General features: G+C 59.9%; 26 protein-coding genes, 1 tRNA gene and 1 pseudogene. 17 read left to right on the plus strand and 11 right to left on the minus strand.

Annotated elements, in window-relative coordinates:
* Positions 1 to 91, plus strand: a tRNA-Ser gene (locus tag GRI48_RS13770).
* A 398-nt stretch (positions 92 to 489) separates the two neighbouring features.
* Here GRI48_RS13770 and GRI48_RS13775 read toward each other — a convergent pair.
* From GRI48_RS13775 to GRI48_RS13785, 3 genes are read right to left on the minus strand one after another with little or no spacing between them, the layout of a single operon-like run.
* The gene (locus tag GRI48_RS13775; protein WP_160677529.1) at positions 490 to 2,061 is read right to left on the minus strand and encodes a recombinase family protein; all 1,572 of its coding nucleotides are present in this window, start codon (positions 2,059 to 2,061) and stop codon (positions 490 to 492) included.
* Positions 2,061 to 2,468, minus strand: a complete 408-nt coding sequence (locus GRI48_RS13780) for a DUF2924 domain-containing protein (protein ID WP_160677532.1) — start codon at positions 2,466 to 2,468, stop codon at positions 2,061 to 2,063. The genes GRI48_RS13775 and GRI48_RS13780 overlap by 1 nt, the downstream gene beginning before the upstream one ends.
* Positions 2,465 to 2,686, minus strand: coding sequence for a DUF3489 domain-containing protein (locus tag GRI48_RS13785; RefSeq protein ID WP_160677535.1), 222 nt, complete (start codon positions 2,684 to 2,686; stop codon positions 2,465 to 2,467). The genes GRI48_RS13780 and GRI48_RS13785 overlap by 4 nt, the downstream gene beginning before the upstream one ends.
* A 192-nt stretch (positions 2,687 to 2,878) precedes the next feature.
* Here GRI48_RS13785 and GRI48_RS13790 point away from each other — a divergent pair, with 192 nt between their 5' ends.
* The 3 genes from GRI48_RS13790 to GRI48_RS13800 are packed head-to-tail and all read left to right on the plus strand — an operon-like array spanning position 2,879 to position 5,246.
* Positions 2,879 to 4,186 carry a site-specific DNA-methyltransferase gene (locus GRI48_RS13790; RefSeq protein ID WP_160677538.1) on the plus strand — a complete coding sequence of 436 codons (1,308 nt, stop codon included), beginning with the start codon at positions 2,879 to 2,881 and terminating at the stop codon, positions 4,184 to 4,186.
* The gene (locus GRI48_RS13795) at positions 4,183 to 4,695 is read left to right on the plus strand and encodes a DUF5681 domain-containing protein (RefSeq protein ID WP_160677541.1); all 513 of its coding nucleotides are present in this window, start codon (positions 4,183 to 4,185) and stop codon (positions 4,693 to 4,695) included. The genes GRI48_RS13790 and GRI48_RS13795 overlap by 4 nt, the downstream gene beginning before the upstream one ends.
* Positions 4,692 to 5,246 (plus strand): DUF5681 domain-containing protein, encoded by a 555-nt coding sequence (locus GRI48_RS13800; RefSeq protein WP_160677544.1) that lies wholly within the window; start codon positions 4,692 to 4,694, stop codon positions 5,244 to 5,246. Before GRI48_RS13795 ends, GRI48_RS13800 begins: the two co-directional genes overlap by 4 nt.
* Before the next feature lie 102 nt (positions 5,247 to 5,348).
* On the opposite strand, the gene GRI48_RS13805 is transcribed toward GRI48_RS13800, so the two are convergent.
* Positions 5,349 to 6,371 carry a helix-turn-helix transcriptional regulator gene (locus GRI48_RS13805; RefSeq protein ID WP_160677547.1) on the minus strand — a complete coding sequence of 341 codons (1,023 nt, stop codon included), beginning with the start codon at positions 6,369 to 6,371 and terminating at the stop codon, positions 5,349 to 5,351.
* Positions 6,372 to 6,718: 347 nt separating this feature from the next.
* Between GRI48_RS13805 and GRI48_RS13810 the strand changes: the two genes are divergently transcribed.
* Positions 6,719 to 12,685 carry a beta strand repeat-containing protein gene (locus tag GRI48_RS13810; protein ID WP_160677550.1) on the plus strand — a complete coding sequence of 1,989 codons (5,967 nt, stop codon included), beginning with the start codon at positions 6,719 to 6,721 and terminating at the stop codon, positions 12,683 to 12,685.
* Between the two features lie 156 nt (positions 12,686 to 12,841).
* Here the strand turns inward: GRI48_RS13810 and GRI48_RS14385 are convergent, their stop codons facing one another.
* Positions 12,842 to 13,186, minus strand: a complete 345-nt coding sequence (locus GRI48_RS14385) for a DUF4019 domain-containing protein (RefSeq protein ID WP_337190843.1) — start codon at positions 13,184 to 13,186, stop codon at positions 12,842 to 12,844.
* Here GRI48_RS14385 and GRI48_RS13820 point away from each other — a divergent pair.
* The 3 genes from GRI48_RS13820 (at position 13,136) to GRI48_RS13830 (ending at position 14,616) form a co-directional block, all read left to right on the plus strand.
* A complete protein-coding gene (locus tag GRI48_RS13820; protein WP_160677553.1) occupies positions 13,136 to 13,696 on the plus strand; it encodes a S41 family peptidase in 561 nt (186 codons plus the stop codon). The two genes, GRI48_RS14385 and GRI48_RS13820, sit on opposite strands and share 51 nt — an antisense overlap.
* Complete coding sequence (locus tag GRI48_RS13825) at positions 13,697 to 13,861, plus strand: hypothetical protein (protein WP_160677556.1); 165 nt, start codon at positions 13,697 to 13,699, stop codon at positions 13,859 to 13,861.
* A 410-nt stretch (positions 13,862 to 14,271) separates the two neighbouring features.
* Complete coding sequence (locus tag GRI48_RS13830; RefSeq protein WP_160677559.1) at positions 14,272 to 14,616, plus strand: hypothetical protein; 345 nt, start codon at positions 14,272 to 14,274, stop codon at positions 14,614 to 14,616.
* A 111-nt stretch (positions 14,617 to 14,727) separates the two neighbouring features.
* Here the strand turns inward: GRI48_RS13830 and GRI48_RS13835 are convergent, their stop codons facing one another.
* Positions 14,728 to 15,408 carry an anti-sigma factor family protein gene (locus tag GRI48_RS13835; RefSeq protein WP_160677562.1) on the minus strand — a complete coding sequence of 227 codons (681 nt, stop codon included), beginning with the start codon at positions 15,406 to 15,408 and terminating at the stop codon, positions 14,728 to 14,730.
* A complete protein-coding gene (locus GRI48_RS13840; RefSeq protein WP_160677565.1) occupies positions 15,405 to 15,944 on the minus strand; it encodes an RNA polymerase sigma factor in 540 nt (179 codons plus the stop codon). Before GRI48_RS13840 ends, GRI48_RS13835 begins: the two co-directional genes overlap by 4 nt.
* Positions 15,945 to 16,090: 146 nt before the next feature.
* Between GRI48_RS13840 and GRI48_RS13845 the strand changes: the two genes are divergently transcribed.
* The 4 genes from GRI48_RS13845 to GRI48_RS13860 all read left to right on the plus strand — a co-directional run bounded on the left by GRI48_RS13845 (position 16,091) and on the right by GRI48_RS13860 (position 21,065).
* On the plus strand, positions 16,091 to 17,182 hold the full coding sequence (locus GRI48_RS13845) for a S8 family serine peptidase (RefSeq protein ID WP_337190844.1): 1,092 nt from the start codon (positions 16,091 to 16,093) through the stop codon (positions 17,180 to 17,182).
* 106 nt (positions 17,183 to 17,288) lie between these two features.
* Complete coding sequence (locus GRI48_RS13850; RefSeq protein ID WP_160677570.1) at positions 17,289 to 18,128, plus strand: hypothetical protein; 840 nt, start codon at positions 17,289 to 17,291, stop codon at positions 18,126 to 18,128.
* A gap of 406 nt (positions 18,129 to 18,534) precedes the next feature.
* A complete protein-coding gene (locus tag GRI48_RS13855; RefSeq protein ID WP_160677573.1) occupies positions 18,535 to 20,061 on the plus strand; it encodes a sensor histidine kinase in 1,527 nt (508 codons plus the stop codon).
* A gap of 251 nt (positions 20,062 to 20,312) precedes the next feature.
* A complete protein-coding gene (locus tag GRI48_RS13860) occupies positions 20,313 to 21,065 on the plus strand; it encodes a Crp/Fnr family transcriptional regulator (protein WP_160677576.1) in 753 nt (250 codons plus the stop codon).
* 103 nt (positions 21,066 to 21,168) lie between these two features.
* On the opposite strand, the gene GRI48_RS13865 is transcribed toward GRI48_RS13860, so the two are convergent.
* The 4 genes from GRI48_RS13865 to gntA are packed head-to-tail and all read right to left on the minus strand — an operon-like array spanning position 21,169 to position 23,030.
* A complete protein-coding gene (locus tag GRI48_RS13865; protein ID WP_237451980.1) occupies positions 21,169 to 21,447 on the minus strand; it encodes a hypothetical protein in 279 nt (92 codons plus the stop codon).
* A gap of 2 nt (positions 21,448 to 21,449) precedes the next feature.
* Positions 21,450 to 21,737 carry a hypothetical protein gene (locus GRI48_RS13870; RefSeq protein ID WP_160677579.1) on the minus strand — a complete coding sequence of 96 codons (288 nt, stop codon included), beginning with the start codon at positions 21,735 to 21,737 and terminating at the stop codon, positions 21,450 to 21,452.
* Entirely contained in the window at positions 21,730 to 22,323 is a 594-nt protein-coding gene (locus GRI48_RS13875; protein ID WP_160677609.1) for a DUF1989 domain-containing protein, read from the minus strand. The genes GRI48_RS13870 and GRI48_RS13875 overlap by 8 nt, the downstream gene beginning before the upstream one ends.
* Positions 22,323 to 23,030, minus strand: a complete 708-nt coding sequence (gene gntA / locus GRI48_RS13880; RefSeq protein WP_160677582.1) for a guanitoxin biosynthesis heme-dependent pre-guanitoxin N-hydroxylase GntA — start codon at positions 23,028 to 23,030, stop codon at positions 22,323 to 22,325. The genes GRI48_RS13875 and gntA overlap by 1 nt, the downstream gene beginning before the upstream one ends.
* 869 nt (positions 23,031 to 23,899) lie before the next feature.
* Here gntA and GRI48_RS13885 point away from each other — a divergent pair.
* The 5 genes and pseudogenes from GRI48_RS13885 (at position 23,900) to GRI48_RS13905 (ending at position 26,322) form a co-directional block, all read left to right on the plus strand.
* Entirely contained in the window at positions 23,900 to 24,130 is a 231-nt protein-coding gene (locus GRI48_RS13885) for a hypothetical protein (RefSeq protein WP_160677585.1), read from the plus strand.
* On the plus strand, positions 24,123 to 24,701 hold the full coding sequence (locus GRI48_RS13890) for a DUF421 domain-containing protein (protein WP_160677588.1): 579 nt from the start codon (positions 24,123 to 24,125) through the stop codon (positions 24,699 to 24,701). Before GRI48_RS13885 ends, GRI48_RS13890 begins: the two co-directional genes overlap by 8 nt.
* Before the next feature lie 107 nt (positions 24,702 to 24,808).
* Positions 24,809 to 25,306 carry a hemerythrin domain-containing protein gene (locus GRI48_RS13895; RefSeq protein ID WP_160677591.1) on the plus strand — a complete coding sequence of 166 codons (498 nt, stop codon included), beginning with the start codon at positions 24,809 to 24,811 and terminating at the stop codon, positions 25,304 to 25,306.
* Positions 25,307 to 25,376: 70 nt separating this feature from the next.
* A pseudogene (locus GRI48_RS14585) lies at positions 25,377 to 25,628 on the plus strand (CinA family protein); the annotation flags it as partial.
* An 85-nt stretch (positions 25,629 to 25,713) separates the two neighbouring features.
* Positions 25,714 to 26,322 (plus strand): response regulator transcription factor, encoded by a 609-nt coding sequence (locus tag GRI48_RS13905; protein ID WP_160677594.1) that lies wholly within the window; start codon positions 25,714 to 25,716, stop codon positions 26,320 to 26,322.
* Positions 26,323 to 26,653: the final 331 nt, after the last annotated feature.

Raw genomic sequence — 26,653 nt, forward strand, 5'->3', positions numbered from 1 at the left:
GGAGCGGTGGCCGAGTGGTCGAAGGCGCACGCCTGGAAAGTGTGTATACGGTAACCCCGTATCGTGGGTTCGAATCCCACCCGCTCCGCCACCCACCCCCAGCACTCGTCTCTGGTTGCAGGGAACTGGTGCAAGCCGGCGGAACAGGCGGCCTTGCGAGGGCACTTCCGTAACGGCGCCATCATAAGGCGCGTCTCTTCCGCGTTATCAGGGCCGCATTTTCGGCTCTGTCTCTGGCGAGGTGTAGATCGGTTCGGTTTCCCTGTTCAGCAGGGAATTAACAGGGAAAAACCTTCGTTCGGGTGCGAAAACAGACCGAAATCGCCACCGGACGCGGAATCGTGTGTCACAATAGCGCGATATTTCTGCTACTTATGCGGCAGAAATCGCCGTTTCCCTGTTATTCGACGGAACAGGGTATTCAATCGACAGAACAGGGACTGTTATCGCGCCGAACAGGCGTGTTTTTCGCCCATAACTGGGCGCGCATCATTGGTGCCAGCCAAGGGCCTTGCGCTGCTGCGACCAGGCCAGCGGAATGTCGATCGCCTTCAGCGCCTCCAGGTTGAACCCGGCTGGCTGCGCCCCGCGCAAGATGTCGGCCTGCATGTCAGGCGCGAGGAGGGCGAGGCGCAGGATCAGGCGGTCGTAAGGTGAGGTGGGCGCGGCTCGCATCACCGGCAGGCCGCGCTCCCAATCCAGCATGGCATGCGCCCTGCGCAGGGCCGCGATCAGCACCGGATCGGGTCGGTTACTGCGCCTGGCTCCGCGTGCCACCAATTGCTTGCCGCCGCGCAAGGGAAGGGCAAGCGGCAGCTGGATGGTGGCCGCATCGCGTGTCTCATGCATGATCATCTCACCTTCGCAGAGATGGGTAGCGATCGTGGCAGGCCGGACGCCGGTCAGTTCTAGAAGGAGACCATCGTCGCGCAGTCGAACGGCGACCAGATGATCGAGGCGGGCGTCGGGTTGTGGCAACCAGCGCACCAGTGCCTCGGTGATCACACGCTCGATAGCAGGAGCAGCAAGCCGGCGGATGCGATCGTCATTCGGACGACGACCCTGCTGCAGCGAGGCCGAGACATAGTAACGATAGGCACGACCCGACTTGCCGCGCGATGTGGTCGGGCTCATGGGATCGCCTGCTGCATCGAAAAGCTTGCCGGTCAGCGGCGCCCTGGCGGTGCGGGTGCTGGCGCGGCTGCGGTGCCGGCGGGCATTGCCATCGAGATGGCGCTGGACCTGGTCGAACAGGTCTTGGTCGACGATCGGCTGATGCTCGCCCTCATGGATCTCATCCTTGTGGCGGATCTTGCCGAGATAGACATGGTTACGCAGCAGGTGGAACAGGGCCCCGCGGCTGAACGGCGCGCCGCCGACTTCCTTGCCCTTCGCTGTCGTCCAGCGCTTCGAACATATCTTCTCGCGTGCAAGGTCGCGTTCGAGGGCATGGACCGAACCAAGCTCGAGATAGCGGACAAAGATGTGGCGCACGGTTGCGGCTTCGCCCTCGTTGACTTCGAGCACGCGCGAGCCGGACTTCGGCAGGTCGTAGCCCAATGACAGGTTGCCGCCCATCCACAGGCCCTTCGCCTTGGACGCGGCAATCTTGTCGCGAATGCGCTCACCGGTCACCTCGCGCTCGAACTGGGCGAACGACAGCAGCACGTTGAGCATCAGCCGGCCCATCGAGCTGGTGGTGTTGAACGACTGAGTGACAGAGACGAAACTGACATCGGCCTGCTCGAACACCTCGACGATGCGGGCGAAGTCGGCGAGGGAGCGGGTGAGACGGTCGATCTTGTAGACCACCACGATGTCGACGCGGCGGGCCGCAATATCGACAAGCAGATGCTTTAGGCCGGGGCGCTCCATGCTGCCCCCTGAATAGCCTCCGTCGTCGTAAAAGGTCGGCAGCGTCACCCAGCCTTCGCTGGCCTGGCTGAGGATATAGGCGGCGCAGGCCTCGCGCTGGGCATTGAGGCTGTTGAACGACTGCTCGAGCCCTTCTTCGGAACTCTTGCGGGTATAGATCGCGCAGCGCATGATCTTGTCTGCCATCAACTGTTCCTGAGGCCGAAAAATCGTGGTCCGTTCCAGCGCGATCCGGCGATCGCGCTGGCAGCAGCCGACAGGCTGGGGAAGAGCTGACCCTCCCACCGAAACCCGTCCTCCTCGACCATGACCGTAACCGCACGGCCCTTCCAGTTACGGGTGAGCGCGGCACCGATGCCAAGGTTACGACCTTCCGGTTTGACAGGCCCGCTGCGCTGTAGAAGCCGTCTGGTCGCCTCGTCGAGCCCGCCGAACGCCTGTGCCTGGATGCGCCAGGCGATCAGCATGCGCATGATCGGGGCGGAGCGAAGCTGGGGAGGAGCGCCGTAGCGCCGCCTCCAGGTCTCGCGCAGGGCCTCAAGGCTCATCGCCTCGAGTGCGCCGACTTCGACATCGATATCCGCGCTGATCATGCCGGCTTCTCGGCATGGTAGCGGCGCGTGCCGTCGAGCTTGGTGGAAATGATGACGAGGCCGCGCTTCTTCAGCGATCCGGCCATGGCGCCGCGCACCGAGTGCTGCTGCCATCCGCTTGCGTGCATCATCTCGGCGATGCTGGCGCCGTTCTTGCGTAGGAGGAGCTTCTGCAGCTGGTCGAGCTTGCTGAGAGGTTGGGTGGTCGTTGTGGTCATGTGTGTTGTTCCGGTTCATGGCGGGGCCGGAAATGGCCGCCGCTACCGGAGCAAGCCCGGGACCGCCGGGCGTGACGACAGCAATGCTCGGTTGGGCAGCACAGTCCAGTCGTAAATATCGTCCCTGCTATCCACAGGGGATAAGCGGTTGCCAGACTCGCGAAGAACAGGTGGTCATGATATGTTCATGATATGAGCACGCCCAGCAAGAGAGCAGCCCCGACTGCCGACCGCCCGCTTGAAGTGGTGTATCGTCCGCTTGAGAGCCTAACCCCCGATCCGCGCAATGCGAGGACCCACTCGAAGAAGCAGGTGGCACAGATCGTTCAGTCGATCCGCGCCTTCGGGTTCACCAACCCGATCCTTGCCGACCCGCAAGGAAACCTCATCGCTGGCCACGGCCGGTTGCGTGCGGCAAGGGAGATGGGCCTGGACGAGGTGCCGGTGATTACACTCGCCGGTCTCTCGGATGCGCAGAAGAAAGTTCTGCGCCTTGCCGACAACAAGATCGCGCTCAATGCCGGGTGGGATGTCGAGATCCTCAAGCTTGAACTGACTGACCTGTCGCTGCCCGAGTTCGACATCGATCTTGGCCTCACCGGGTTCAGTCCGGGCGAGATCGACGTGGTGCTGGGCGAGAGCCCCGACCCTGATGACGAGGTGATCCCGGAAGTGCCGCAATCCCCCCGCGTGCGCCCAGGTGATATCTGGCAGCTGGGCGAGCACCGGATCGCCTGCGGCGACGGGCGCGATGTGGCCTTCCTCCAGCGCCTGGTTGGCGAGGGTGCGGCGATCGACTGCGCCTTCCTCGATCCGCCCTACAATGTGAAGATCAACGGCCATGCCAACGCCAAGGGGCGTCACCGCGAGTTCGCCATGGCCTCGGGCGAGATGAGCGAGAACGAGTTCCGCACCTTCCTTGCCGATACGCTGGGCGCCTGTGCGGCAGTATCGCGCGATGGGGCGGTGCACTTCGTGTGCATGGACTGGCGGCACATGGACGATGTGACCGCGTCGGTCACCGGCATCTACGACGAGCTGCTCAACATCTGCGTGTGGAACAAGAGCAATGCCGGGATGGGATCGCTCTATCGCTCCAAGCACGAGATGGTGTTCGTCTACCGGGTAGGCAGTGCCTCGCACACCAATGCGGTCGAGCTCGGCAAGCACGGTCGCAACCGGACCAATGTGTGGGAATATGCCAGCGTCAACTCGATGCGCGGGAGCAGGCGTGAAGACCTGGCGCTGCATCCCACGGTCAAGCCGGTGGCCATGGTTGCCGACGCGATCTGCGACGTCACCCGGCAGGGCGAGCTGGTGCTCGATATCTTCCTTGGCTCAGGCACCAGTCTGATTGCTGCCGAACGGGTCGGAAGGAGGTTCCGCGGGCTCGATATCGATCCCGCCTATGTCGATCTGGCCATGACCCGCTGGAGCGAGCTCACCGGCAAGGAGCCGGAGCTTGTCCATCGCGATGACCATAAGGAGGCGGCGGCATGACCAGCACCCGCTTCCAGCCCGGCCAGTCCGGCAATCCGAAGGGCAGGCCGAAGGCGCGCCGACCCAACAACTCTGCGTTCGACATCATCATCGACCAGACTCTCGCCGTTACCCAGGGCGACAAGACCCGCGATCTGACCGTCGACGAGGCCCTGCAGCTGCAAACCTACCAGGACGCACTCAAGGGCAACCGCATGGCGATCCGCAAGGTGATGAAGATGATCGAGAAGCGCGAGGCGGCACTGGCGAAGAAGAGCAGGCCGGCGCCGCGCCATATCCCGATCGAAAGTCATCACTGCGCGGAGAATGCCAATGAGGCCATGCGCATCCTGGATATCGCCAGGCCGGACCTCAACCACCCAATGCGGTGGAAGGTCCAGGCCTGGGCCACGCAGGCAGCCCTTAGCCGGCCGGGTCGCAGAAAGTTCGCGCCAAGGGATGTCGAGAGCATCAGGTTCTTCACCTTCGATGCCGACACGTTGCGCTGGCCGCGGGGACGCATCGAATGAGCAGCGCCGAACAGGTTGGTTACGCGAGGCCGCCGGTCGCTAGCCGGTTCCAGAAGGGCCGCTCAGGCAACCCGAGGGGGCGACCGAAGAACCGTCGCCGCGAGATACCCTACGATGCCGTGCTCGGGCAGATGGTGACGATCCGCGAGGACGGGCGAGAGCGCCGGGTCACGGCTGCCGAGGCGTTCCTGCTTCAGCTCACCCAGAAGGGCCTCGCTGGTGACAGCGCCGCAGCCCGCGCTTCGCTCGATGCGATCGAGACAGCGCGTACCGCGCGCAATGAAGTGACTTCGGGGGTCTCAAAGATCGTGATCTCTTCGGTAGGGAGCGGGGCAGACGCGATCATCGGCAAGCTCGGGATCGCCCGGCTCAAGTTCCCGACAGACAAAGCGCGTGTGCGTTGGGAGCTCAATCCATGGATCGTTGAAGCTGCTCTCCAACGGTTCGGCGACACGCAGCTCTCGCTCGACGAGCAGAGCGAAGTGTGGAATGCCACTCGTGCGCCGCATCAAGTGAACTGGCCAGACTGGTGGGCCTACAGCGGCGAATGACTGCTTTGCGCCCCAATCCCGGTTATTCAAGTGGTCGCGAGCTTTTCCCGAAAACCGCCATTCGCTTAGTAAGAATGGCCAAGCTGCCACACCCCAGTCTGATCAGTCCATGGTACTCATGAGGGCGAGGAGCTCGACTTGGCTGCGACAGTCCGCTTTTTGAAGTATTCGGTGAACATGATTTCTTACCGTGCCGACCGAGGTGCCCATCGCGGTGGATATTTTTCCGGGCGACCAACCACACAACAACTTTTCCGCGACTTCGCGCTCGGTTTTCGTCAGGCCCAGCAGCACCGTCGCAAGTTCCGCTTTGCGGCGGGCTCGGTTCTTGTCGGGCAATTTAAAGACTACCATGGCGGCTGCAGAGAAACTGAAAGCGTGCTCCGCGGGCATGCGCAAAAATTCGACGGCAACCGAGTTCAAGTCGGGAGATTTCAAGACACATCGTTCCAATCCGGCCGGAAAGGGAATCGCCCAGGATTGGATCGTCCGCGACAACCCGTTTTCGAAAGCGGTGCGAGCAATCCGATCATGAGGAGCGAAACGTCCATCGACCATCCGCCCGAAACTTTGGCTCGCCACCAGATTCTCGGCAGACGGCGTCATCGCGCGAATACGCCCAGTAATGTCGCAGATCGCAACTGCCAATCCCACGCTGTCGAGCGCTGGGGTCAGTAGCTTGAGGCCCTGTCCTTCTATAGCCTCGCGCAGGAGAACGGCCGAACGGGCTGCACCGGCAATATGCTCGAACGCCCTCTTGCCCTCGTCGTTCAGACCGGGCCCGTTCGCTGATTGGATGGCGGCCAGTCCGACGAGGGTGGCATCAGTGCGGATCAACGTGCTGACGCAGCAATAACCGATATCGTGACGATCCATCCATCCCGCGAATTCCGGGGACCGGCGACGATCGCCGGCGGTATCGAAGTCCGCCTCATCCAAGGTCATGAGTTCCGGTCGCTGCAAACCGACATGGACCTTGGAATTGACCGCCGGATTCCCTCCGTCGATGGCAACAAACTCGGCTGCGGCGTCCTCTCCGACGCGAGTCATCATGTTGAGCGGAACAAGCGAATCTCGGCCAAAAGCGACAAGCTGCCCTGAACGCATACCAAGAAGATCAGTCATGCCGTTCAGGGCATCCGACCACCCGATTTCCCCTATTGCTGCGCGATTGAAATTCCCAGCCGCCGCCAGCACGGAACCATCTGTGAGATACAACGACCACTGCCCCAATCCGGTGCACTTACTCGACCGAAGTTGAGATCTCCGGATTATCTTCGGGTATGTGCAATCTTGTAGTAGCGCCCTTCGAGACGGCCCAGATATTGCCAAGATTATCGGCGATTTCCAGATATTTCTTCGCTTAGCGGCGGTCTCATCTGGTTTTCGCGAATTTTCGGCGGTTGGCGCAGGATCGTCTGAACGTGGTCCTGCCGCCTGTCGCCTCGAATGCATCAGGAGGCAAAATCGAGATGATCAAGACTTCACGTAACCTGCGCCGCGCCGCGTTGTTGCTGCAGGCCGGAACCGCCATGCCGTTGCTCATGGCGACCGCGGTGCACGCGACCCCGATCATCGTGTTTGACGATGGCGACATCGTCGTCGATGAAGCCAGCGCGAGCGGCGATCCGACTGCCGTCGATGTCTATTCGAGCGGTGGCTCGGTCGATATTTCCGTCGATACGGTCACTGCGACCGCACCCGACGATGCACGTGCAGACGTCGTTTACGTCGGGGCCGGCGGCTCGGGTACCGTGACTGCCAACTTCGGCTCGATCACCGCGACCGGCGGCAATCTGCGGGCTGCCCTGATCGAAACCGAATCAGGCGCGATTGACGTGACGGTCGGGTCGGTGACCATGGACGGCGAGGCCAATGCCGGTGTGCATGCCCTGAGCGCCAGCGGAGACGTGACGATCAACGCGCAGGACGTGCGCGTGCTGGGAACGGGCATCGATCCCAATTACGAAGTCTTCCCCGAGGCTGTTTTCGCCCAATCTGGCGAAGGTTCGGCCACTGTAATCGTTGGCCATGCAGAAACGTTCGGCCTGTTTGGTTCGGCCGTGATCGCGCTCGCCGGTACCGACGCGACGATCCAGGTCGATTCCGCTACCGCTCATTCGGACGGCGCCGTCGCAGTCTCTGCCCGAGGGGGCGATTCCACCACGATCACGGCCGGAACCGTGACGATGACGGGTGACGGGAACGCGATCGAAGGCGCGTCGGACGGCAGCGTCACGATTTCCGCCGATACTGTCTCTTCGGGGGGGCTGGGCATTCTGGCCCAAGGCGGCGAGAGTATTGCGGTTACCTCGGGAACGTTGGACGCGGCGCGCGGCATCCTGGCCGATGGCGGCACGACGGCCGAAACGAGCGTGAGCGTCGAAGGCGCCGTCACCACGACCAACGGATATGGCGTCGTCGCGCTGGGCGAAACCGTCACCGTAATAATGAGCGCGGATTCCAGCATTACTGCAGAAGGCTCCGGCGTCACGGCCAACGGGCAGACCGCCGCCACTGTGGTCGCTCAGGACATCGCCTCGGTCGGCCAAGCGATCCGCGCAACGACACTGGCGGCTGGCCCGGTGAATGTGACCGTGAACGGCACGGTGGAATCGAGTGGTAGCAACGCCGTGAGCCTCGTTGGTAATGGCGTGATCCTTGCCATCACAGAAGGCGCCGAAGTGATTTCGCACGCAGGCAACGCCTCCGTTGCCATAGGCGGACGGGACGGGAACATTTCGATCGCCAACGCTGGGACGATCGCCGCCTACGATGCGGCCGCCAGCGGCATCGGCGTCTCGACGAGCGGCAACATCGCCATCGACAGTAATACCGTTGTCGTATCCACCGATCAGGCGCCGAATTCCCCGTTTACGGCTTCGGCCATCAATGCCGAATCGACCGGCGGCAGCGTCGACATCGCCGCTCAATCGGTCACGGTCGACGCGCCGGGTCGATATGGCATCAACAGCGTTGCGAGCGGTGACGGCGATGTGAGCATTACGGCTGGTGTCGTGAGCATGACTGGGGCCACCCTGAAGGGCATTCGCGGCGATGCGCAGACGGGCGATGTGACCATCGCCGCCGACACCGTCTCGACGACCGCCGATGGTGCGATGGGTGCTTATGGCCACAGCGTCGACGGCAATGTGAGCGTTTCGGTCGACTTGGTCAGCACAGAGGGCGGGATCGATTTCAACACTGGCGAAGCGGCGGAAGGCGCGTTCGCGCAGTCGGACAACGGTTTTGCCAGCGTCGCCGTGAACGAGGCGACGATCGGCGGCTACGCCTCGAGCGGCGCGATCGCGATCGGTGGAGCCGGTGCGACCTTGACCGCTGGCAATCTGACAGTCGCGGGCCAGTATTCCGCCGCAGCCTACGCGCAAAGCAACAATGGCGATGCCTCAGCGAACGTCGGATCAGTCACGCTTACCGGCGACAGGCAAGGCGCTGTCAACGTCATCGCCGACGGGGGCAATGCCATGCTCTCGATCGGACAGATCAACAGTGAAGGCACACTCGCGAACGGGGCATATGCTTATGCGCTCAACAACGCGACAATCAATAGTGGAAGCGTCGCCGTCCAAAACTACGGGATCGTAGCAATTGCCGACAACGGCGCGGCAACCGTGTCCACTACCGGCGACACCACTGCCGATCTGCGATGGAGTATTCGGGGTATTGGTGCCGACGTAAACATCACGACGGCTGCTGACACGCTGACCCAGGGCGGCACCGACGGCATCTGGGCCCAGGCGGCCGACACCGCCACCGTCGTCAACGGCGGAACCGCGCTCGCGACCGGCGATCTGGGCAGTGCCATCCGGGTGACCGGTAACGGTGCTCTATCGGTCACGTCCGATACGGCGGTCGTCACGGGCGCCGGCGCCGATCCGGGAGTTCGTCCCAACGATACTTATCGCATCGAGCAAGGCGGCATCATCGTCGAGGGTGCAGAGGGCCCTATAATGATCGACAGCGGTACGGTTGATGTCGCAGGCGAGTACCGATATGGTATCTCGGCGCGCGGAAATGGTCCGATCTCGATCACCGCGAATACGGTCACCCTCGCCAGTGCAGACAGCGTTGCAGTCGTAGGGCGCGGCGGGGTCGGAGATGTCTCTATCACTACCGGATCCGTGACCACCACGGGCGCCAGCGGCGTCGGAGTGTTTGGCAATGCGACGTCGGGCAACGTCACGATCGACGCGGGTACGACCCGGGTCGAAAACGAGGGACTGCAGGGCGACTTCACTGGCGATGCGGTAGTCGGTTCGTCGGACAGCGGATCAGTCACAATCACCAGCGACAACGCCTACTCAGCCGCATACGGCGGCTCCGCGGTCGTCGGCATTGGGGCGAACGTTAGTATCGATTCGATCATGGCGGAGACTGCGGGCGATGGCGGCATCGCCGTTTATGGCGCCGCGCAAATGGCTGGCGGATCGGTGTCGATCAATGCGGACACAATCGTCGCAAGCGGAACCGGTCAGCGAGCCCTTTACGCTTCTAGCAACGGTGGCAATGTCGATGTCACCGTGGGTGATGTCACCTCGAACGTGGAGAGCAATACCGCATACGGTTTGTTCGCTCGCGGCGCTTCGACCAGCATCGACGTCAACGGCGAGCTCGTCTCGGGAGGCATGGCGGTCAACTCGCAGAGCTTCGGCGGAACGTCGGTCGTGAACGTCAACGGGTCAGTCGTATCGGCCCTCGATATCGGCGTCAGCACGTTCGCGCAGTATGGTGAGGTCAACGTAGCGGACGGCGCGAGCATCGAGGCTGCACGCGCGGCCGTGGTGTTCACCAACCTATCGCCAGTCGATGCCGGGATCATGTATCTCGACAACCACGGCACGATCAGCGGCAGCGTTGGCGTCTACGTGAACCCGAATGGCCAGGGCATCTCGCCCAGCGTCTACATCTACAACGACGGCACGATCACCGGTACGACGACCGGGTTCGCCGTCATCACCGGCAACGCCGACGACTCCCTAGAACTGACCGAGAATGCGATCGTCAACGGCATCGTGGACCTGGGTGGCGGCGATGCTGACATTCTCTCAGTCGGCTTCACCGACGGCGCGGCGGCGGATGCCATCGGCAGCGTCGCGCAGACGATCAATACCGAGTACCTCTCGGTCAACGACGGCTATTGGATCGCAAACACCGGCAACTCGGTCTACCAGCGGATTGCCATTGACCAAGGGGCAGGGCTCGAGATCCAGCAGGTCGACGGATACGCCGCGGTCGTAGCGCCTAACGTCGTCGTTGATGGTGAGCTGGCGCTCAACTTCAACACCGATACCGAGGCTGGCGACCTTACCGGAATCTCGATCGAAGGCGACGGCTCGGTCCACGTGACCGGCACGGCGACAATCTTGTTCGACGACACTTCCGGCCTCACCTACACCGGTGGCACCTATGTCGAGAACGGCACGCTGCTTCTGACCGACGAGTACGGCTACAATGTGTACACGTCGGGCGACGGTACCTTCCAGCTGGGCGACGGCGACACGGCCGGCGACTTCACCGGCTCGCTCGTCAACGACGGAACCTTCGTCTTCGCTCGCAGCGACGACTATACCTTCAGCGGCGATTTCAGCGGGACGGGTTCGTTCGAGAAGCTGGGCGAGGGCCGGATACTGTTCGACGGTCTGTATGCCTTCGACGGCCTGACCACGATCTATGCAGGCTCGGTCGCGCTGTCCGGCGCGCTCGCAGCGGACACGCAGCTGCAGGTTTCGGGCGGTGTGTTCGACCTGTCCTCGGTCCAGGGCGGAGCGCAGACGATTGCCTCGCTCAGCGGCACGGGTGGCACGCTGATCCTGGGCGACATCAGCCTGACGGTCGATCAGACCGGCACGACCAGCTACTTCGGTGATATTACCGGCTCGGGCGAGTTCATCGTCGAGGGTACGGGCGACCTGAAGCTCGAAGGAGACATCTCCTTCACCGGCGATGCGATCATCAACGGCGGCACCCTGTCGGTGAACGGCTCGATGACCGAAGCCGACTTCTTCGTGAACACCGGCGGTACGCTCGGCGGGAACGGCGAAGTCGGACCGGTGGTGGTCGATGGCGGCACGATCGGTGCCGGCAATTCGATCGGCACGCTGACCGTCGTCGGCGACCTTACGCTCTCTGCGGCCTCGATCTTCGAGATCGAAGTCAACGCGGCGGGCGAAGCGGACCTCGTGAATGTCACAGGGACCGCCACGCTGGGCGGAGCCACCGCTTCGATCCTGGCGGAAGAGGGCGCTTACGCGCCGTTCACCGAATACACGGTGCTGACCGCGGGAAGCGTGGTGGGTACCTTCGGCGACATCACGACGAACTACGCGTTCCTGACGCCGCAGTTCGCCTACGATGCGACGGAAGTCTCGCTGGTCCTGCGCCGCAACGATATCGCCTTCTCGGATTTCGGCGCGACCGGCAACCAGTCGGCGGTGGGTGGCCTGATCGAGGACCTGGCGGTGGGCAGCGTACTCTACAACGAGGCGCTCCTGCTGACGGCAGCCGAAGTTTCGCCAGCCTTCGAGACGCTCACGGGTGAAGCCTACCCGGCCTATCTGGGCGCCATGGTCGAAACCGCGGAAATGCTGCGGGACCAGCTGCGTCCGGCACCAGCCGAAGGCGTCTTCGCCTGGGGCAACGGTCTGCTCGGCAAGGTCGACGGTTCCGGCAGCGGCTACCGCGATGCGGAATTGTCGTCGAAGGGTGTCGCAGGCGGCCTCGGCTACGGAAATGGCCCGCTTCAGGCTTCGATCGGGCTCGGCAAGGTCTGGCACGATGCCGACGACCTGGGCGTCTCGGACGCGCAAACCACCGTCCTGTCGGCCCGCGTCGGCTACGGCCAGGCGCTCGGTTTCTCCGGCGAAGTCGGTATCCAGAAGGGGTGGAGCGATGCGAATATCGCTCGCACCACCTCGCTCGGCTCCATTTCCGAGAACCTGGCTGGCGAAATCGACGGCGACTATCTGCAGGTGTTCGGCGAGGCCGGTTACCTGTTCGGTAGCGAGACCGCGGCCTTCGGTCCCTATGTCGGCCTGAGCACGGTGAACCTCGATGCGGACGACCTGACCGAAACCGGCGGCGTCACCGCGCTCGACATCTCCGATCTCGACCGCACGGTCACCTTCGGCCGGATCGGCGGCAAGTTCGACGCCCGGATGGCCGGTGGCCTGACGCTGGGCGGCAACGCTGCTTACCGCCGTGCCTGGGGCGACCGGGAGAACGCCGCGAGCATCGCCTTTGCCGACAATGGCAGCGACGTGCTGATCGGTGCCCTGCCGATCGACAAGAGCGCATGGGAACTGGGTGCGAGCATCGGTTACCGTTCGGGCCGCCTTGCACTCGAGGCGGGCTATGCTGGCACTTTCTCCGACAGCTACGACAGCCATGGTGGCCGTCTGAGCCTGTCGATCGGCTTCTGAAGCTTGAACAGCGTCCGGCGGGCAGCGGGATCATCTCGCGGTCCGCCGGAACACGATGCGACCCGAAGGGCCTGATCGCAGCAGGCTCCTCCAACTGAAAGGCCCCGGAGAACATCCGGGGCCTTTTTTATTGTTCGTTGCGGATGGCGGCGGGGACTATTTGCCCAGCGGATCGGCCGGCTTGATGAAGTAGCCGACGACCGACCATCCGGTGCCTTCGCGAACCATGACAGCCGTCTCGACGGCGTCGGTCGGCGCGTCCGAGAACTTCGTGTCGAACTCGACAATGCGATATTCGCCGGCAGGCGCGCCGGGCAGCTTGTCGTAAGCCGTCACGCCCTTCAGCGAGCGCGTCATCACCGTGCCGAGCGGTGCGCGAACCGGTTGGACCTGGGCGGCCCACGTCTTTGCGGTAACTGCGCCGCGGAAGGCGGTGAGACTGCATGGCTGGTGGGACTGATCGAGACGACGATGAAAAAGCTTGGTGAAACCGGCCACCACGCCGGCAACGACCGGATAATGTGGGGCGTGATTGACGGGCGAGTTGGCTATCTACAGGTTTTTCAAATGGGCGGGTTCACGGATCGAGAGGACTTCGGCAGCGAAGCCTGGGCAACTGCGGAGATGGCCGAGTTTGATCGCATCATGGATGAAGCCTTCGCTGCATTTGCCGAAGCTGGTGTCCAAGGAGTAATCGTTGACCTGTCGAACAACCGCGGTGGCTGGGACAAGATCGCAAAGGCGATCCCCGCGCGTTTCACGGACCAAGCCTATGTTGGCTTCACAACCGCGACCCGTGGGTCCGGCCTCTCTCCCTTTCCGCACGTAATAGAGCCTGCGTCGGGGCCGCGCTTTACCGGCCCAGTCTATTTGCTCACCAGTGATGTCACGGTCAGCGGGGGAGAGCTTGCCACGCTGGCTCTGCGACAGAACCCGCGGGTGGTGCATCCCGGAGCCACAACCCGCGGTGCGTTCTCCACTCCGCTGGCTAAGCGACTGCCCAACGGCTGATTGCTTGAGCTTTCAAATGAGATCTTCGCCGCGCCCGACGGCAGCGTTTATGAGGCGGCCGGGATCAAGCCGTCGACAGTGCTCGAGGTTTATCCTGGAGATGCGCCGGTCGAAGGACATTGGCGTGCGGTCGAAGCATTGGCCGAGATGATCGCTTCCCGCTGACTAGATGGACCAATTTCCCACGCCACGTCCATGACCGGTTTGGGCCTTTTGTGATCCAGAAGCAGACAGTCCGCAGACGGCCCATTTGCGGTCGGTAAGCAATACGCCCTCAACCAAGACGTAGGCTTCCCATTTCTTTGTTCTAAAAAGCAGACGCTCTCTGCGACCACTCCGGGCAAGAAGAATGAAGACGACATGCTCTCGAAGTTACCCAGCGGCGCGGAGCCGTAGGTCATGGAGCTTTGGAGTCAAGATCGGCCCAATTGTGAAATCCACAAAGTTCAGAATTTGTCGTCTATCTGGTCGACAAAAGGCAGAGTTTCCTAGTGCGATGGATTAATCAAGCGATCCCACCCGTTCCTCCTTCGAGGCGTTTATCAACGCGCGTCGGCACTAATGGAGGTTTGCTCATGAAATCGAATGTCATCTGTATCGCACTCGCTCTTACTTCTGCGGGAGCAACCAGCGCAGCCATCCCCATGCTTCAGGAGGAGCGGGCAGCACGCGAGGAAGAGAAATTGATTCTCGATCATCCGATCGCCGGTATCGAGAACAATCGGTGGTTCGACTATCGGACTGATGTCATCGAAGCTCAGAAAGAGGTCACCAGCGACCTGCGCCGCGCCAGCGATATCGAGGACCAGCGCGATGCGTGGGAAGAGTATGCCCAAGAGCTCAAGCATGAACGTGAAGACTACATTCACGACATGGCGAAGCGCGGCTTCCGCCACGGCAGTGTCACCGTCTTCGACTGACGATCCCTAAGGTTGTGCCGCCCACTTCCTCCTATTGGGCGGCCGACGATGTTACGAAGGACCGGAGCACGCCCTTCCGGTCCTTCTTCTTTGCTGTCACCGGGTGAGAGCTTACCGCCAGCCAGCTTTGCGCGCGGCGGCCTCTTCCTCTGCATTGAGAGCTGGCCCCACAGCCATTTCCTGTACCTGCTGGAAGATGGGGTTGGTGCTTGCTTGGCGGAAATCCTTCGCACTACCACGCACATATTCGACAGCGGCCCGCTTCTCCCATCCACTCGGCGCATGGCAGGCGATAGCCGAGCGGCCGGGCACACTGTAGGCGCGGCAGAACTCGTCCTCGCTGTTGCGAAACGAGAGGAGGATGCGCGTGTCGCCGTCGGGTCCCTGCTCGGACACCAGCTGGTTGTCGAGCGTCGCGAGAAGCTCCGGTTCCATTTTGTCCGTCCCTCCGCGCGGCAAGAACAAGGCAAGCGCGAGCGACGCCGCGAGCGCCGGTCCGGCATAGAGCGACCAGCGCGGTATCCTTCGCTTCGTCTCGATGCGCTCGCGTGCTGTAGCGAAATCGACCACTTCGGACTGTTTAGGCTGGAGTATGGCAGTGAGGTGTTCCGGGACTGGTTTCTCGGCAATTTGGGCGAAATGTTTGGCAAGGCGGGTCTTAAGGCCACGATGCGCCTCTACTTCTGCTGCCAGCGCGGGGTCTGCCGCAACGAGGGCGGCAACCTCGGCCTGGCGCTTGGTGTTGAGCTGGCCATCTGTGAAGGCTGCGAGTTCTTCACGGGTTACGGTCATTCAGCCTCTCCCAGCAGTTCGAGCAGCGCATCGCGCCCGCGCACCAGGCGCGAATTAAGCGTACCCACCGGGCAGCCGACGATTTCGGCGGCCTCCTTGTAGGCATAGCCTTCGACCATCACGAGCAGCACCGCCTCGCGCTGGTCCTCGGGCAGTCTCTGCATGGCACGATCGACCATCGACAGCTCGACCGTGTGCTCTTGCGCGCCGTCGCCACCGACCGACTGGCCAGCGTCTTCATGCACGAAGGTCTCGCGACGGCGAGTCGCCGCCCGGACCTGGTCGATCCAAATATTGCGCATCACGCGATACATCCAACTATCGAGCCGCGTACCTTCCAACCACTTGGTCTGGTTGGCGAGCGCGCGTTCAAGGCTCATCTGACAAAGATCATCACCGTCAGCCGAGTTCCCGCATAGCCCGACCGCGAAACGTCGCAGCCGGGGCAAGAGTGCCAGCAGGTCCTGCTCGAACGATGTGCTCAGCGTCTTTGCCTTCCGAGGGATTAAACGGATGACCCCGCCCGTTTCATCCATGCTTAATCACGATCAGGGAAAAGGTCGAAGCGATGAACCGGATTATCCTCATCCCCGCGCTAGTCGCGAGCCTTGCCCCCCCGCTGGCGGCGCAGGTCGCGCTGCCAGCTTTGCCTGTGCCGCGCGTAGGCGAGGTGCTCGTTCCAGTGACCGGCGAGATCGATGATCCCAAGCAATTGGTCGCCGACCTCGCGCGGGATCGCCTGCGCACCATCGATCGCCTTGTCCGGCGCAATCGCCATATTATCGAACCGGATTCGGCGGGAGAACCCGCACGTCGGGGCGAGTTGCTGGTGATGGATGTCGACGAGGAGGGGCTTCGCCGGGCACAGCAGGACGGTTTCACCGTCCTTTCCGCTGAAAAAGTGCCCGGCTTGGGAATCACCGTGACCCGACTTGCTACCCCGAAGGGCGCGTCGTTGGCTCAGTCGGAAACCGCCCTAGCCAAAATACTCCCCGACGCTGTGGTCTGTGCTGACAATCTCCATTTCCAGTCCGGCCAGGCGGGCTCCCCGCTCGTTCCCCTCGCCAGCGCCGGACTTTCAGGGCAGGGTTCCCTCGAAGTTGGGATGATAGACGGCGCACCGGGCAACGCCATACCCGTGTTCGCTGCGCGCGGGTTCGCGAAAGGCGCCCCGTTTCCGAGCCATCACGGCAGCGCGGTCGCCTCGCTGCTTCTCTCAGCAGGTGTCGACAAGGTTCGGGTCGCCGATGTCTATGGCACCGACAGTGCGGGCGGAAACGCGTTGGCCATCGCCAAGGGGCTGGGATGGCTGGTCTCCCAAGGTAGCGATGTCGTTACCATCAGCCTAGTTGGCCCGAAGAATGCCGTCCTCGAGCGGGCTGTGTCGGCCGCGCAACGCAAGGGCGCGGTAGTCGTCGCAGCGGTCGGCAACGATGGACCGGCTGCGCCGCCCGCCTATCCAGCCAGCTATAACGGTGTCGTCGCGGTGACGGCAGTTGACGGAAAGCGACGCGCCCTGATCGAGGCGGGACGGGCCCTACATATAGATTATGCGGCCCCTGGAGCGGATATTTCTGGCTTCAATGCAAAGGGGAAGCGCATCTCGCTGCGCGGGACATCCTTCGCCACGCCCTTGGTTGCAGCGCGGATAGCGAGTGCAGGCAAGGGCGCATGGCGCAAGGCGCTCGACGCCGAGGCCATCGACCTCGGCGAGCGGGGGCCGGACAGCACATTCGGGCGTGGACTTGTCTGCGCTGCGTGCAAGGGGCACTAAAAAAATTTGCGGGGGCATGGATTAACCGCCGAGCTGCATCCGTTTTTCTTCAGAAGCGAGCGACGAACGTCCTGAAAGGCTCGCTGACTAGAAAGGAAAACGAACCATGAAAAAGCTCCTATTTGCCGCTTCGGCACTCACCTTCTTCGTCGCGCCGGCCGCTCAGGCCCAGCTTCTCCCCGGTTCGCCGGTCGGCTCGATTGCTCGCGGGTCCACCGGTCCTATCGGCTCGATTACCCGCCTCCCAAGAGAATCTGTTCGTTCAGCCACTCGTGGCGAGGTGCGCGGCGATGCCAACACCCGCGGGAGTCAGAACGTCGACCGCCGCTCAGGCTCGGTTTCTCTTGATCGCACGATTGACGCAGGTGCCGATGCGACGGCAAGCCAACTGCTAGACACGCCGCTGGGATCCGCCAATGGCTCGACCTCAGGCAGCGGCAGAGCTTCGGGTTCGGGCAGCGCCGATGCGCAGCTGATCGGGACAGAGGCTGTCCAAGGCGTTGCTCAGGATACGGTTGGTCGTGGGCGCGAAATGGCAGCCACGGTCCGCAATCTTGTAATACCAGCCGTTGGTGCGACACGCGATCGTGCTACCGATCCGGTCGGCCAGGCCAGCACGCTCGCCGGTTCGGCACAAGGCGCTGGTTCGGCAGCAGGAGCCGCTTCGGGCATGTTGGGCAACGGCGTGCTTGCCGTAGCTGGCAGCGGCGCGGCGGAAGGCGAAGGCGCTTTTGCGGTTGCACCGCGCATCCCGGTAATGTCGCCAAGTGGAGATCGGCTCGGCGAGGTTCGCCAGATCATCGCCGACAAACGCGGCCGGATTCAGCAGGTAGTCGTCGAAACGCGCGATCGCACAGTAACGCTGCCAGCTGCTAGCCTTGCTGGTTCGGGAGGCGCCCTCGTCATGGTCGAAAGTTCGGCTGCTGGTGAACTGCCAGCCGAGTAAGTTGCTCGAAACGATGGATGATGGCCGGGCAAAGCCCGGCCATTATTCGTTGTAAGATCGAGCCTAAAGAATTCTCGTAATTAATCCGTATCTCTTGGTAACTCCCAAAGGAGCAGACAAACCGTTCCCTGCGGATTTGCGGTCAGCCGGTTCAAGCACCTGTAACCGGCTAACGCTATTGGAGTGTCATAATTTTTCCAACCTCATATGCGCCAGTTTCCGGACAATGCTCCCTAACGAGTGAGTAGCGAAAATTTGGAACACGTGTTAGTGCGAGCCACGTCAAGATGTATGGCTATGTCTGTCACATCGCTTCTCGTCATCAGCACAGGCCTGACGCTAGCTTGCGCGCAAGGGCTTAGGCGGATGACTTCACGGTCTTTCGCTCAGTAGTCATAGGACCGTAATGACACGCAACACCGATGTTCTGTGGGATTCGACCCTTGAGGGCGTGCTTGCCACTGCTCTTGACGCTGTTGTGGTCATGACGCCTAACGGGTCGATCGCGAGATGGAATAGCGTTGCGGAAACTACGTTCGGCTGGACAGCCAACGAGGCTGAAGGATGCAGTCTCGGTGAGTTAATTGTTCCCTTGGAACACCGACAGGCGCATCAAGAAGGACTGTCGCGGGTTGCGGCAGGTGGAGAGCCGCACGTCCTCAATCGCAGGATCGAAATTACCGCACTCCATCGGGATGGGCATGAGTTTCCGGTCGAACTCTCCATCACCACGGCTTCGACTACAGCGGGTGAGGTCTACGTCGGGTTCATCCGAGACATCTCAGAGCGTCGGAACGCCGAGAGGAAGGTCGAGCACGAAGCCGCCACGAATCGGCTTATGTTTGAAGTAGCCAGCATGGCTGCTGATTCAGAGTCATTGGACGAGGCTTTGCGAAAAGCGTTGGCTGCGATTTGCGAGATAACCACATGGCCTGTTGGGCACGCTTTCACCGTCCCAGCAGGCAATCAGAAGATCTTGCGCTCATCTGGCATTTGGTTTGAATTGCGGCCCGGTATCGCTGATAAAATCCGTCGACGCACAGACGAGATCGAGTTTACACGTGGAGTGGGTCTTCCCGGAACGATTCTGGAATGCGGAGCGGCGCGATGGGTCACGGACACGGCCAAAGAAGATAATTTCGTTCGCAAAGACTGCGGATTTAGAGGTGCTTTTGGTTTCCCCCTCAAGAGCAGCGGCCGTATTGTCGCTATACTTGAGTTTTTCTCAGAATCGCCCGCAAAGCCTGATCCCGGTATGTTGTTAATTGTACAAGCTCTCGGCGAGCAAGTTGGTCGTGTATTTGAACGTTTGCAGACGCACGATCACGAGAAGTTGTTGCTTCACGAATTGAACCACCGAATGAAAAACATCATTGCTGTCGTTCAAGCCATCGCCCAGCAGACTTTCAGGTCGGCAAAAGATGTTGGGGACGCGCAAAACGTCTTGCAGGGACGTTTAACAGCGATTGCAAACGCTCAAGACTTGTTGATTTCGAAAAACATTGAGGGTGCTTCACTTCAAAAATTGATTGAGGGCTCTCTTGCCGGTTCAGGCGTAGATCAACAGAAGGTGTCGATCTGCGGCCCAGAGATCCCGGTCTCCTCACGAAACGCGGTCACAATCTCCCTTGCGGTTCACGAAATGTGCACAAATTCAATGAAGTACGGAGCGTTTTCAAACGCAGATGGGCGGGTTGCGATCGAATGGGGTATTGAAGAATTGCAAGAAAGTTTCTTTTTCAGTTGGACAGAAACAGGCGGACCGCCAGTTGCTCCTCCTACGAGAAAGGGCTTCGGATCGAGCCTAATCGAAAAGGGCCTGGCATCGGATTTGGGTGGCTTAATCACGTTAGACTACCGTCCGGAGGGCTTGGTTTGTCGGTTCACAGGACCCGCTCCAGAGGCGTTTTCAAAAACGCCAGTGCAGCGGTGAGCGACGACCGTTCAGGGGCCGATGTGATTGACAGCGAATTTAAGGCGCCACTTAGCGCCGAGCCGCATCTGCATCGGACGAACCCGTGATTATGAGGGAAGCCGTAGCAAAAAGCTTGCGTGCGGCACCACCTTTTTTACTATCGGAGCTTTGCGCAGAAGCCCTGTCTCATTAACGAGTAGTTTTGTGAACAGACATCATTCGACGAATGAGACTGTCACGACTAGCTGAGATCCTTACAGAGAGTGACGATGATTACCGAGCTGTTTCTTCGCGGTCGATTGAGGCATGATTTGTCAGGTAGAGAGCGGAAAGCTTTGGAAGCGACTATCACTCGCACTCTTACGCTTGGACCCCGCCAGACGCTCGTTAAGCGTGGTGATCGTCTCGAACACAGCTATTACATTGTCGAAGGGTCGATGCTTCGTCACCTGGATGACAAGAGGGGCGAACGGCAGCTCTTAGGTGTCAACATCCCAGGCGATTTCGTGGATCTGCATGGTTATGCGATGAAAAGGCTCGACCACAGTGTCGGAACCCTCGAACGCACGGTGCTGGCCGAGTTCGCCCACAGCTCGATTAAGCGGCTGGTCGATGAATTTCCTCATCTTGGTCGCGCAATGTGGTTTTCTACACTACTCGACGCGGCCCAACACCGAGAGTGGATCTTTCGTCTCGGACGCCTGAATGCAGAGGGACGGATCGCTCACCTGATTGCTGAGTTAATCGAGCGGCTTCGGCTGGTGAGCCTGTACGACGGACGGTATCTATCTCTCCCGCTCCTGCAACGTGACTACGCCGAAGCATGCGGCATAACGGCCGTTCATGCGAACCGCAGTTTCAGAAATCTCAAGGGACGAGGGATCCTACTACCGCATGGTGACGGTAAGCTCGAAATTCTAAACGAGCTAACGCTTCGCAAGCTCGGAGAGTTCGATGGCAGCTATCTGTATGGCGAAGGCGAGCTCGCCCTAGACGGCCTGTCGGATAAGGAAAGATACTGAGTTACCATGCGTTCCGCGCGGAAAGGGCAACCGTCCACCCATGCTCCAACGTTCTGCAATGATTGTATGAATCTTGCCGCAGTGCACGGCTTTTAACGATGAATTAAAGACGTTTGTCAGACTCATCATCGTTTGGCTCGTCCGACGCGGGCATAATTGTCCTGCCCGGCTGTTCTGCGGCGTTGTCGCGGCTACGAGCCATTGACCAGTTCTCCGCCATGCGCACTTGCGGATTTGGTACGCACCATATCTCGCCGCCATCGCTAAGTGCTGTTACCCACAATAGATTGTGTTCGACACCGTAATCAATAACCGCGAAAGCCAGACCTGCCCCCTTGCCCAATACATGGACCGGCAAGGGCGTGTGAAGTTGCGTGAACATTTTCAAACCTTCCCTCTCGCCGAGAGTCCTTGTGCCAAGGAATGTCCTTTGTGCGGTGCCCTTATGAGGTAACGATATACACCCCAGAGATTTATCAGAAGCAGGCAGGTATTCTGCCAGCCAATACCGTCTGCATCTGGGCTGAGAAAACCCCAGCCGATAAGCGCTAAAGAGGAGGTCACGAAGAGCACGAAGGCCCAGCCGGTCGTTCGCCTGCTGAGGTCGGACGCGACAATCATCGCGGCGATGACAGCCGTCATCGCACCGTACCATTGAAGGACATCAAGCATCACGTCCCCCTTTTTCGATCTGAAAATCAATTGGCTTGAATGAACCTCCGTTTGAGGCATAGGCTGAACAAGCTGTAAGGCCAATGATCAGGTCCATTTTAGCGCGAACCCGGATGTAGTCGCCCCCGTTGCTTGTGGGCGGGTCCACGCGCAAATTTCCGGCGGGGCCAACAGGCACGTTCATGAAGATGTTGAAAGCTACCGGTATCGCGTCCGGATGGATTCCGTAAGGCTCCAAAGCTTCTGCCAGATTCCCGAAGCAGCCACGATGGGGAGGCTTGTCTGGATAAAAATGTCGAAAAGTTGCGCTCGAGCATGGCGTCAGTAAGAAATCGTGCCGCCCTACCGTGTCCTCCTCAATCAAGAGCATTGGATTGGATCTATTGGACCACAGGGTTGACCCTGCCGTCAGGGCAATGGTTTCTTCGTAATCGAAAGTCCGCCCGTTTGAGATAATCTCCCGCGGGTCATTAGCCGAAGCGGCGATCAGATCTGCGACCTGACCACCTTCGGGGTCGATGACGGACAAAACATCGTCGCGAGCGAGCTTAAATGCCACGCCGTTCCGAGGTTCGATGCGCTTCATCATGGCTTATGCCGTTCATTGCTGAGCGGGCATCGCCATTGATCATCCACGACACGACCGCTGTACTGACGAGCTTCGCTGCAGCTTCCGTGGCGAGCCAACATCGGATTAACGCAACCGTCCAGCGCTTCGTCGCGCTCGAGTATAACTTCCCGCATGCGCTCGTACTTCCCGTCTTCCCGCAGACGCTCGAACTGGTCATGCAGATTGAAGACGAGCGTTGGGTACTTGGTCCGCCTGGCGCTCCGAGAAGCGTGCGGATGCATGCCGACGACGAAATAGGCCTGACCGCCAAAGCTAAGTGAAAAATGTGGATCTGCTGGATCGTTGCTAACTTGCTTATTGTATTGCTGGCCGAGCCAATCATCTTTGTCAGCTAAAGACGCCAGACGCTCCCACATAGCCTGCTCAAACCTTCGCTCGCTAAGATCGAGAGGACCTGAAAAGACCACCGCAAAGCTTCGCAGCCCTTCTGGACTGCGGCTATAATCCCAACTCCAATGCATAAGATTGCGGTGAATAGCGACGTCATCCCATGCACTCGTTATTTGCCATGCAGCTTGCACTTCGAGATTCCCCCGTTTCAGTGCCGATTTGGCTCCCACGCAGGGAAAACCATAGTCGGCGACATGCTCGTTGAGGCTTAAAATGAGAGTAGCTTCGTCTGTCTGGTTAGGGCGAAAGCCCGTGTAGTCTGCCTTCTTCATGCTTCGGTTACGTTTGGCCAAACCTTCAGTTTCCGAAATGCAACATTGATCAGCTCACAGCAGTCGAACCATCCCCTTAGCTGGCTCCGACGAAACCCCTCGAACGTCACCCAGCCTCTAGATGTCCTTGTCATTGCGAGCTTGCTGGGTAGGAAACTTAGTCGCCAGTGTCATCGACCAGCCCGCATTAGTTCGCCGTGCTACGCCCGTAGAATGTCGGAACTTCCGGGTCGCCTCCTCGTAAAAGTCATACCGTTTGCGATACGTAATGTGTCGCGAAGGCTCATCGGAGAAAGGAAATGTCTAAAGGCAATAAGGACGCATACTCAGAAAAGCAGAAGCGCAAAGCCGAGCATATCGAGGATAGCTACGAAGAGCGAGGCATCCCTGAGGAAGAGGCTGATAAGCGGTCTTGGCCCACCGTGAACAAGGATTCCGGCGGCGGGAACAAGTCAGGCTCCGGGCGTGGTAAGTGGGGCTACAGCTAGAGTTCGCGCAAGGGCGGCAAGATATCGGGACGCGCAAGCCATTGTGACACCTTCTGCATGTAGCGAGGTGCTGAGATGTCGGGCGAGGGTGCGAACTTGGCGGTCGGACGCCGGGCTCCCGAGGACTGGCAACGCTTCGGTCTTGAGAGCGATTTGATGACCGATTAGTCTGACGGAATCGCCTCACAGGGTCTCTGTCTACGCCATAGTGAACACGATGTAGCTCAAAGTTGGAGAGACACATTGGTGCGCCAATGGGCAACCTTGGAGAGCGTTGTCGTTCTACTACCAAGGTCAACACGCTGGCAGCGCGAGGACTGTCGAGTTCCATCGAACGCCACCAGTGCCGGTAACCCCAAGCGAAAGTGGAAGGAGGACATCATGTTGAAATACAAGCTCGAGTACCGTGTCGCCGGCGCGGGTGAGCAGACTCTCGATTTTTACGCTAGGTCGTTGAATGGGGCATTGGATGTTGCGAAGGCCGAGGCCAAGGGAAACTGGGCGCGCCTTTATGAAGAGGACCGGCCCATCTGTGACCTCGAATTAATCGAGGACAGCGGTGTGTGGCTGGTTGGAAAGTCCAAAGCCGCTGGTAGTCAGTATCATGAATGATCCCGCTGATTGGTTCGGGTCATGGAACGACCTGATTGACACCGCTGTAGGTGCAGTCCTGTTCTATGTTCTCATCGTGGTCATGGTGCGGCTAGCGGGCAAGCGATCGACCTCGCAGCTCAACAATTTTGACTGGATCATCAATATCACTGTCGGCAGCCTTGCCGCCTCGGGTATCCTTCTTGATACCGTGCCAGCTCTTCGTGCCGCCATCGCAATTGCTATCATTACAATTCTTCAGATGATTCTGACCTGGGGGGTGCGTAATTTTGAGCCAGTTTCGAGGCTGGTTCGGGCTCGACCTACAATTTTGACTCATAAGGGAGCATTTTTGGAGAATGCGATGCGCGAAACCCGTATCTCAGAAGACGAAATCCGATCGATTCTTCGCGAACACGGAATGACAGACAACAACGAAGCAAACTGGGTGATACTGGAAACCGATGGTCGGATGACGGTCATTCCACGGAAAGATATCAGCCTGAATCGCGCTGATGCCATGCAAGGCGTTGAGGTACTCGATGACCTTTCGGAACAGAATGTCCAGACCCGGGACCCTGCCGAAGGCTAACCACCCGCGACGGAGCGCTCCGAGAGTGGATTGCTACCACCCACACCGGGTGAAACGGAAAATCATTCAGAGCGTTCGTAGGTCGGACGGGGCAGTGGAGAGACCAAATGCCCGACATAACCGATATGGACGCTACCCACATTCTGGCACAAGATCATCGCAGGGTAGAAGGACTGTTCTCGGATTACGAGAACGCGAGCGGAAAGTCGCAGAAGGAAAAAATCGCCCAAGAGATTTGCCGCGAACTGAAAATCCATGCTCAGATTGAGGAGGAGATTTTCTATCCAGCATTGGATGGCAAGATCGAGGATGACCTGCTGAAGGAGGCATACGTCGAGCACGACGGTGCCAAGATCCTGATTAACGAAATTCAGAACGGCGGTCCCGACGAGGAGTTCTACGACGCCAAGGTAACCGTGCTGAAAGAGCAGATCGAGCATCATGTGAAGGAGGAGGAAAAGCAGCGCGACAACATGTTTCAGCAAGCTCGGGCTGCCGACGTAGACCTTGAGTCGCTGGGCGAGAAAATGCTGGCTCGGCGTACTGAACTCGAAGAGACGAGTGATAAGGACGGTCTTCCGGACGCTGAACTTACGACCATGTGAGCTGATGGAATGTCGACGGAAATTAGCGAGCTGGTAACCCGGTTGGGCGAGCTTCTCAAAAAATCAAACTGCCCGCATAGCGATCGCCGAGAGCTGCACGGGAGGAATGGTTGCCAGCTCGCTAGTCGACAATCCTGAGGTTGGAGGCACGCTCAAGCGCTGCCTCGTCGTCTACTCCAATCAGGCGAAATGCGACCTGCTTGGCCTCGACCGACGAAGTATTGAAGAATGCGATGGCGTGAGTGAGGAAGTCGCTCGCACCATGATACGCTCATATCGAAGAGGCTTGCCGGCAAGTTCGGTTTGGCGCAGCCCTAAGTGAACATACGTACTAGACTTTTGGCTAGGTTTGGTGCTTGGGTGGTATGTAGCTGCAACATACAGTGCAAACATGAAGGGTCGCTCCCATGTCAAAAATCCATGTAGTGGATGATGATGTCTATCGTCGAAATCAAATGGCAAAGGCCGCTGCCTCGCTAGCGTCCCATGCCGAGATCTATGAGAATTTCGGGGAATTTAAGCAGCACAGTCCTTGCGAAGGATTAGTGTTGGTGTCGCAAGCTGCGAAGGAAGAAGCATTGAAGGCGCTTATGGAGGGGCGCTGCCCAATTCCCGCTGCACTCTACGCTTGCTCGCTGACGGCAACGGAGATCAAGTTCGCGTTTCGCGCGGGCTTTATCGACGTACTCGTTTGGCCGTCCCAGGAGGAAGACCTTGCGGACGCTCTAAAGGCCGTGATCCTCGAGTATGAGAGGCGCAGTGCTGTGGCGGAGCAGATCACCGCGGCAAAACGCGCTGTCACGAAACTCTCGCGGCGTGAAGCAGAAGTGCTATCGGGACTCGTATCGGGTGCTTCTAATAAGGAAATGGCGGTCGACCTTGGCCTCAGTCATCGGACCATCGAAATCCACAGAGCGAACGCGTTAAAAAAGATGGGTGCGCGATCGACTGTTGATGCCGTGCGGATTGGCATGTTTGCTGGCCTGCTCCCCCAAGTCTCAGTTAGTCCAGCGTAAATATATGAGCGGGTTTATTCATGAAGACCGATTAAACCTCGCTGCAGCGCCTAAGTTTCGTGAGCCCGCTTTGTCTATTTGCCGATATTGGTTAACGAAGCGAGCAAGCAGTGCAAGCCAGAAAGTTGGAAACGTAGCACGTTTGACCAAGGAAGAAAGACCCCTACGATTTAAGGCTGTTAAGTAAGAATGCGCAAGAAGGTCGGAGCGCGAGCGTGCAGGCGTGCACCGTTCGCAGGGGCTCGCTAATGGGAACTGTCAGGATTTCCGTGTGTGGGCGGGCGGTTAAACATTACGCCGCCATGGCCTTGATGAAGCGTTCGCCGAAGAT

This window comes from Qipengyuania oceanensis (assembly GCF_009827535.1).
Lineage (GTDB): Bacteria > Pseudomonadota > Alphaproteobacteria > Sphingomonadales > Sphingomonadaceae > Qipengyuania_C > Qipengyuania_C oceanensis.

Coding starts and splice junctions, on each gene's coding strand:
- GRI48_RS13870 (WP_160677579.1), bottom strand. CDS start 21,737: ATGCTTGATGTCCTTCAATGGTACGGTGCGATGACGGCTGTCATCGCC.
- GRI48_RS13840 (WP_160677565.1), bottom strand. CDS start 15,944: ATGGATGAAACGGGCGGGGTCATCCGTTTAATCCCTCGGAAGGCAAAG.
- GRI48_RS13890 (WP_160677588.1), top strand. CDS start 24,123: ATGAATGATCCCGCTGATTGGTTCGGGTCATGGAACGACCTGATTGAC.
- GRI48_RS13795 (WP_160677541.1), top strand. CDS start 4,183: ATGACCAGCACCCGCTTCCAGCCCGGCCAGTCCGGCAATCCGAAGGGC.
- gntA (WP_160677582.1), bottom strand. CDS start 23,030: ATGAAGAAGGCAGACTACACGGGCTTTCGCCCTAACCAGACAGACGAA.
- GRI48_RS13850 (WP_160677570.1), top strand. CDS start 17,289: ATGAAAAAGCTCCTATTTGCCGCTTCGGCACTCACCTTCTTCGTCGCG.
- GRI48_RS13885 (WP_160677585.1), top strand. CDS start 23,900: ATGTTGAAATACAAGCTCGAGTACCGTGTCGCCGGCGCGGGTGAGCAG.
- GRI48_RS13800 (WP_160677544.1), top strand. CDS start 4,692: ATGAGCAGCGCCGAACAGGTTGGTTACGCGAGGCCGCCGGTCGCTAGC.
- GRI48_RS13830 (WP_160677559.1), top strand. CDS start 14,272: ATGAAATCGAATGTCATCTGTATCGCACTCGCTCTTACTTCTGCGGGA.
- GRI48_RS13855 (WP_160677573.1), top strand. CDS start 18,535: ATGACACGCAACACCGATGTTCTGTGGGATTCGACCCTTGAGGGCGTG.
- GRI48_RS13780 (WP_160677532.1), bottom strand. CDS start 2,468: ATGATCAGCGCGGATATCGATGTCGAAGTCGGCGCACTCGAGGCGATG.
- GRI48_RS13810 (WP_160677550.1), top strand. CDS start 6,719: ATGATCAAGACTTCACGTAACCTGCGCCGCGCCGCGTTGTTGCTGCAG.
- GRI48_RS13790 (WP_160677538.1), top strand. CDS start 2,879: ATGAGCACGCCCAGCAAGAGAGCAGCCCCGACTGCCGACCGCCCGCTT.
- GRI48_RS13865 (WP_237451980.1), bottom strand. CDS start 21,447: ATGTTCACGCAACTTCACACGCCCTTGCCGGTCCATGTATTGGGCAAG.
- GRI48_RS13835 (WP_160677562.1), bottom strand. CDS start 15,408: ATGACCGTAACCCGTGAAGAACTCGCAGCCTTCACAGATGGCCAGCTC.
- GRI48_RS13785 (WP_160677535.1), bottom strand. CDS start 2,686: ATGACCACAACGACCACCCAACCTCTCAGCAAGCTCGACCAGCTGCAG.
- GRI48_RS13775 (WP_160677529.1), bottom strand. CDS start 2,061: ATGGCAGACAAGATCATGCGCTGCGCGATCTATACCCGCAAGAGTTCC.
- GRI48_RS13905 (WP_160677594.1), top strand. CDS start 25,714: ATGTCAAAAATCCATGTAGTGGATGATGATGTCTATCGTCGAAATCAA.
- GRI48_RS13805 (WP_160677547.1), bottom strand. CDS start 6,371: ATGACTGATCTTCTTGGTATGCGTTCAGGGCAGCTTGTCGCTTTTGGC.
- GRI48_RS13860 (WP_160677576.1), top strand. CDS start 20,313: ATGATTACCGAGCTGTTTCTTCGCGGTCGATTGAGGCATGATTTGTCA.
- GRI48_RS13875 (WP_160677609.1), bottom strand. CDS start 22,323: ATGAAGCGCATCGAACCTCGGAACGGCGTGGCATTTAAGCTCGCTCGC.
- GRI48_RS13895 (WP_160677591.1), top strand. CDS start 24,809: ATGCCCGACATAACCGATATGGACGCTACCCACATTCTGGCACAAGAT.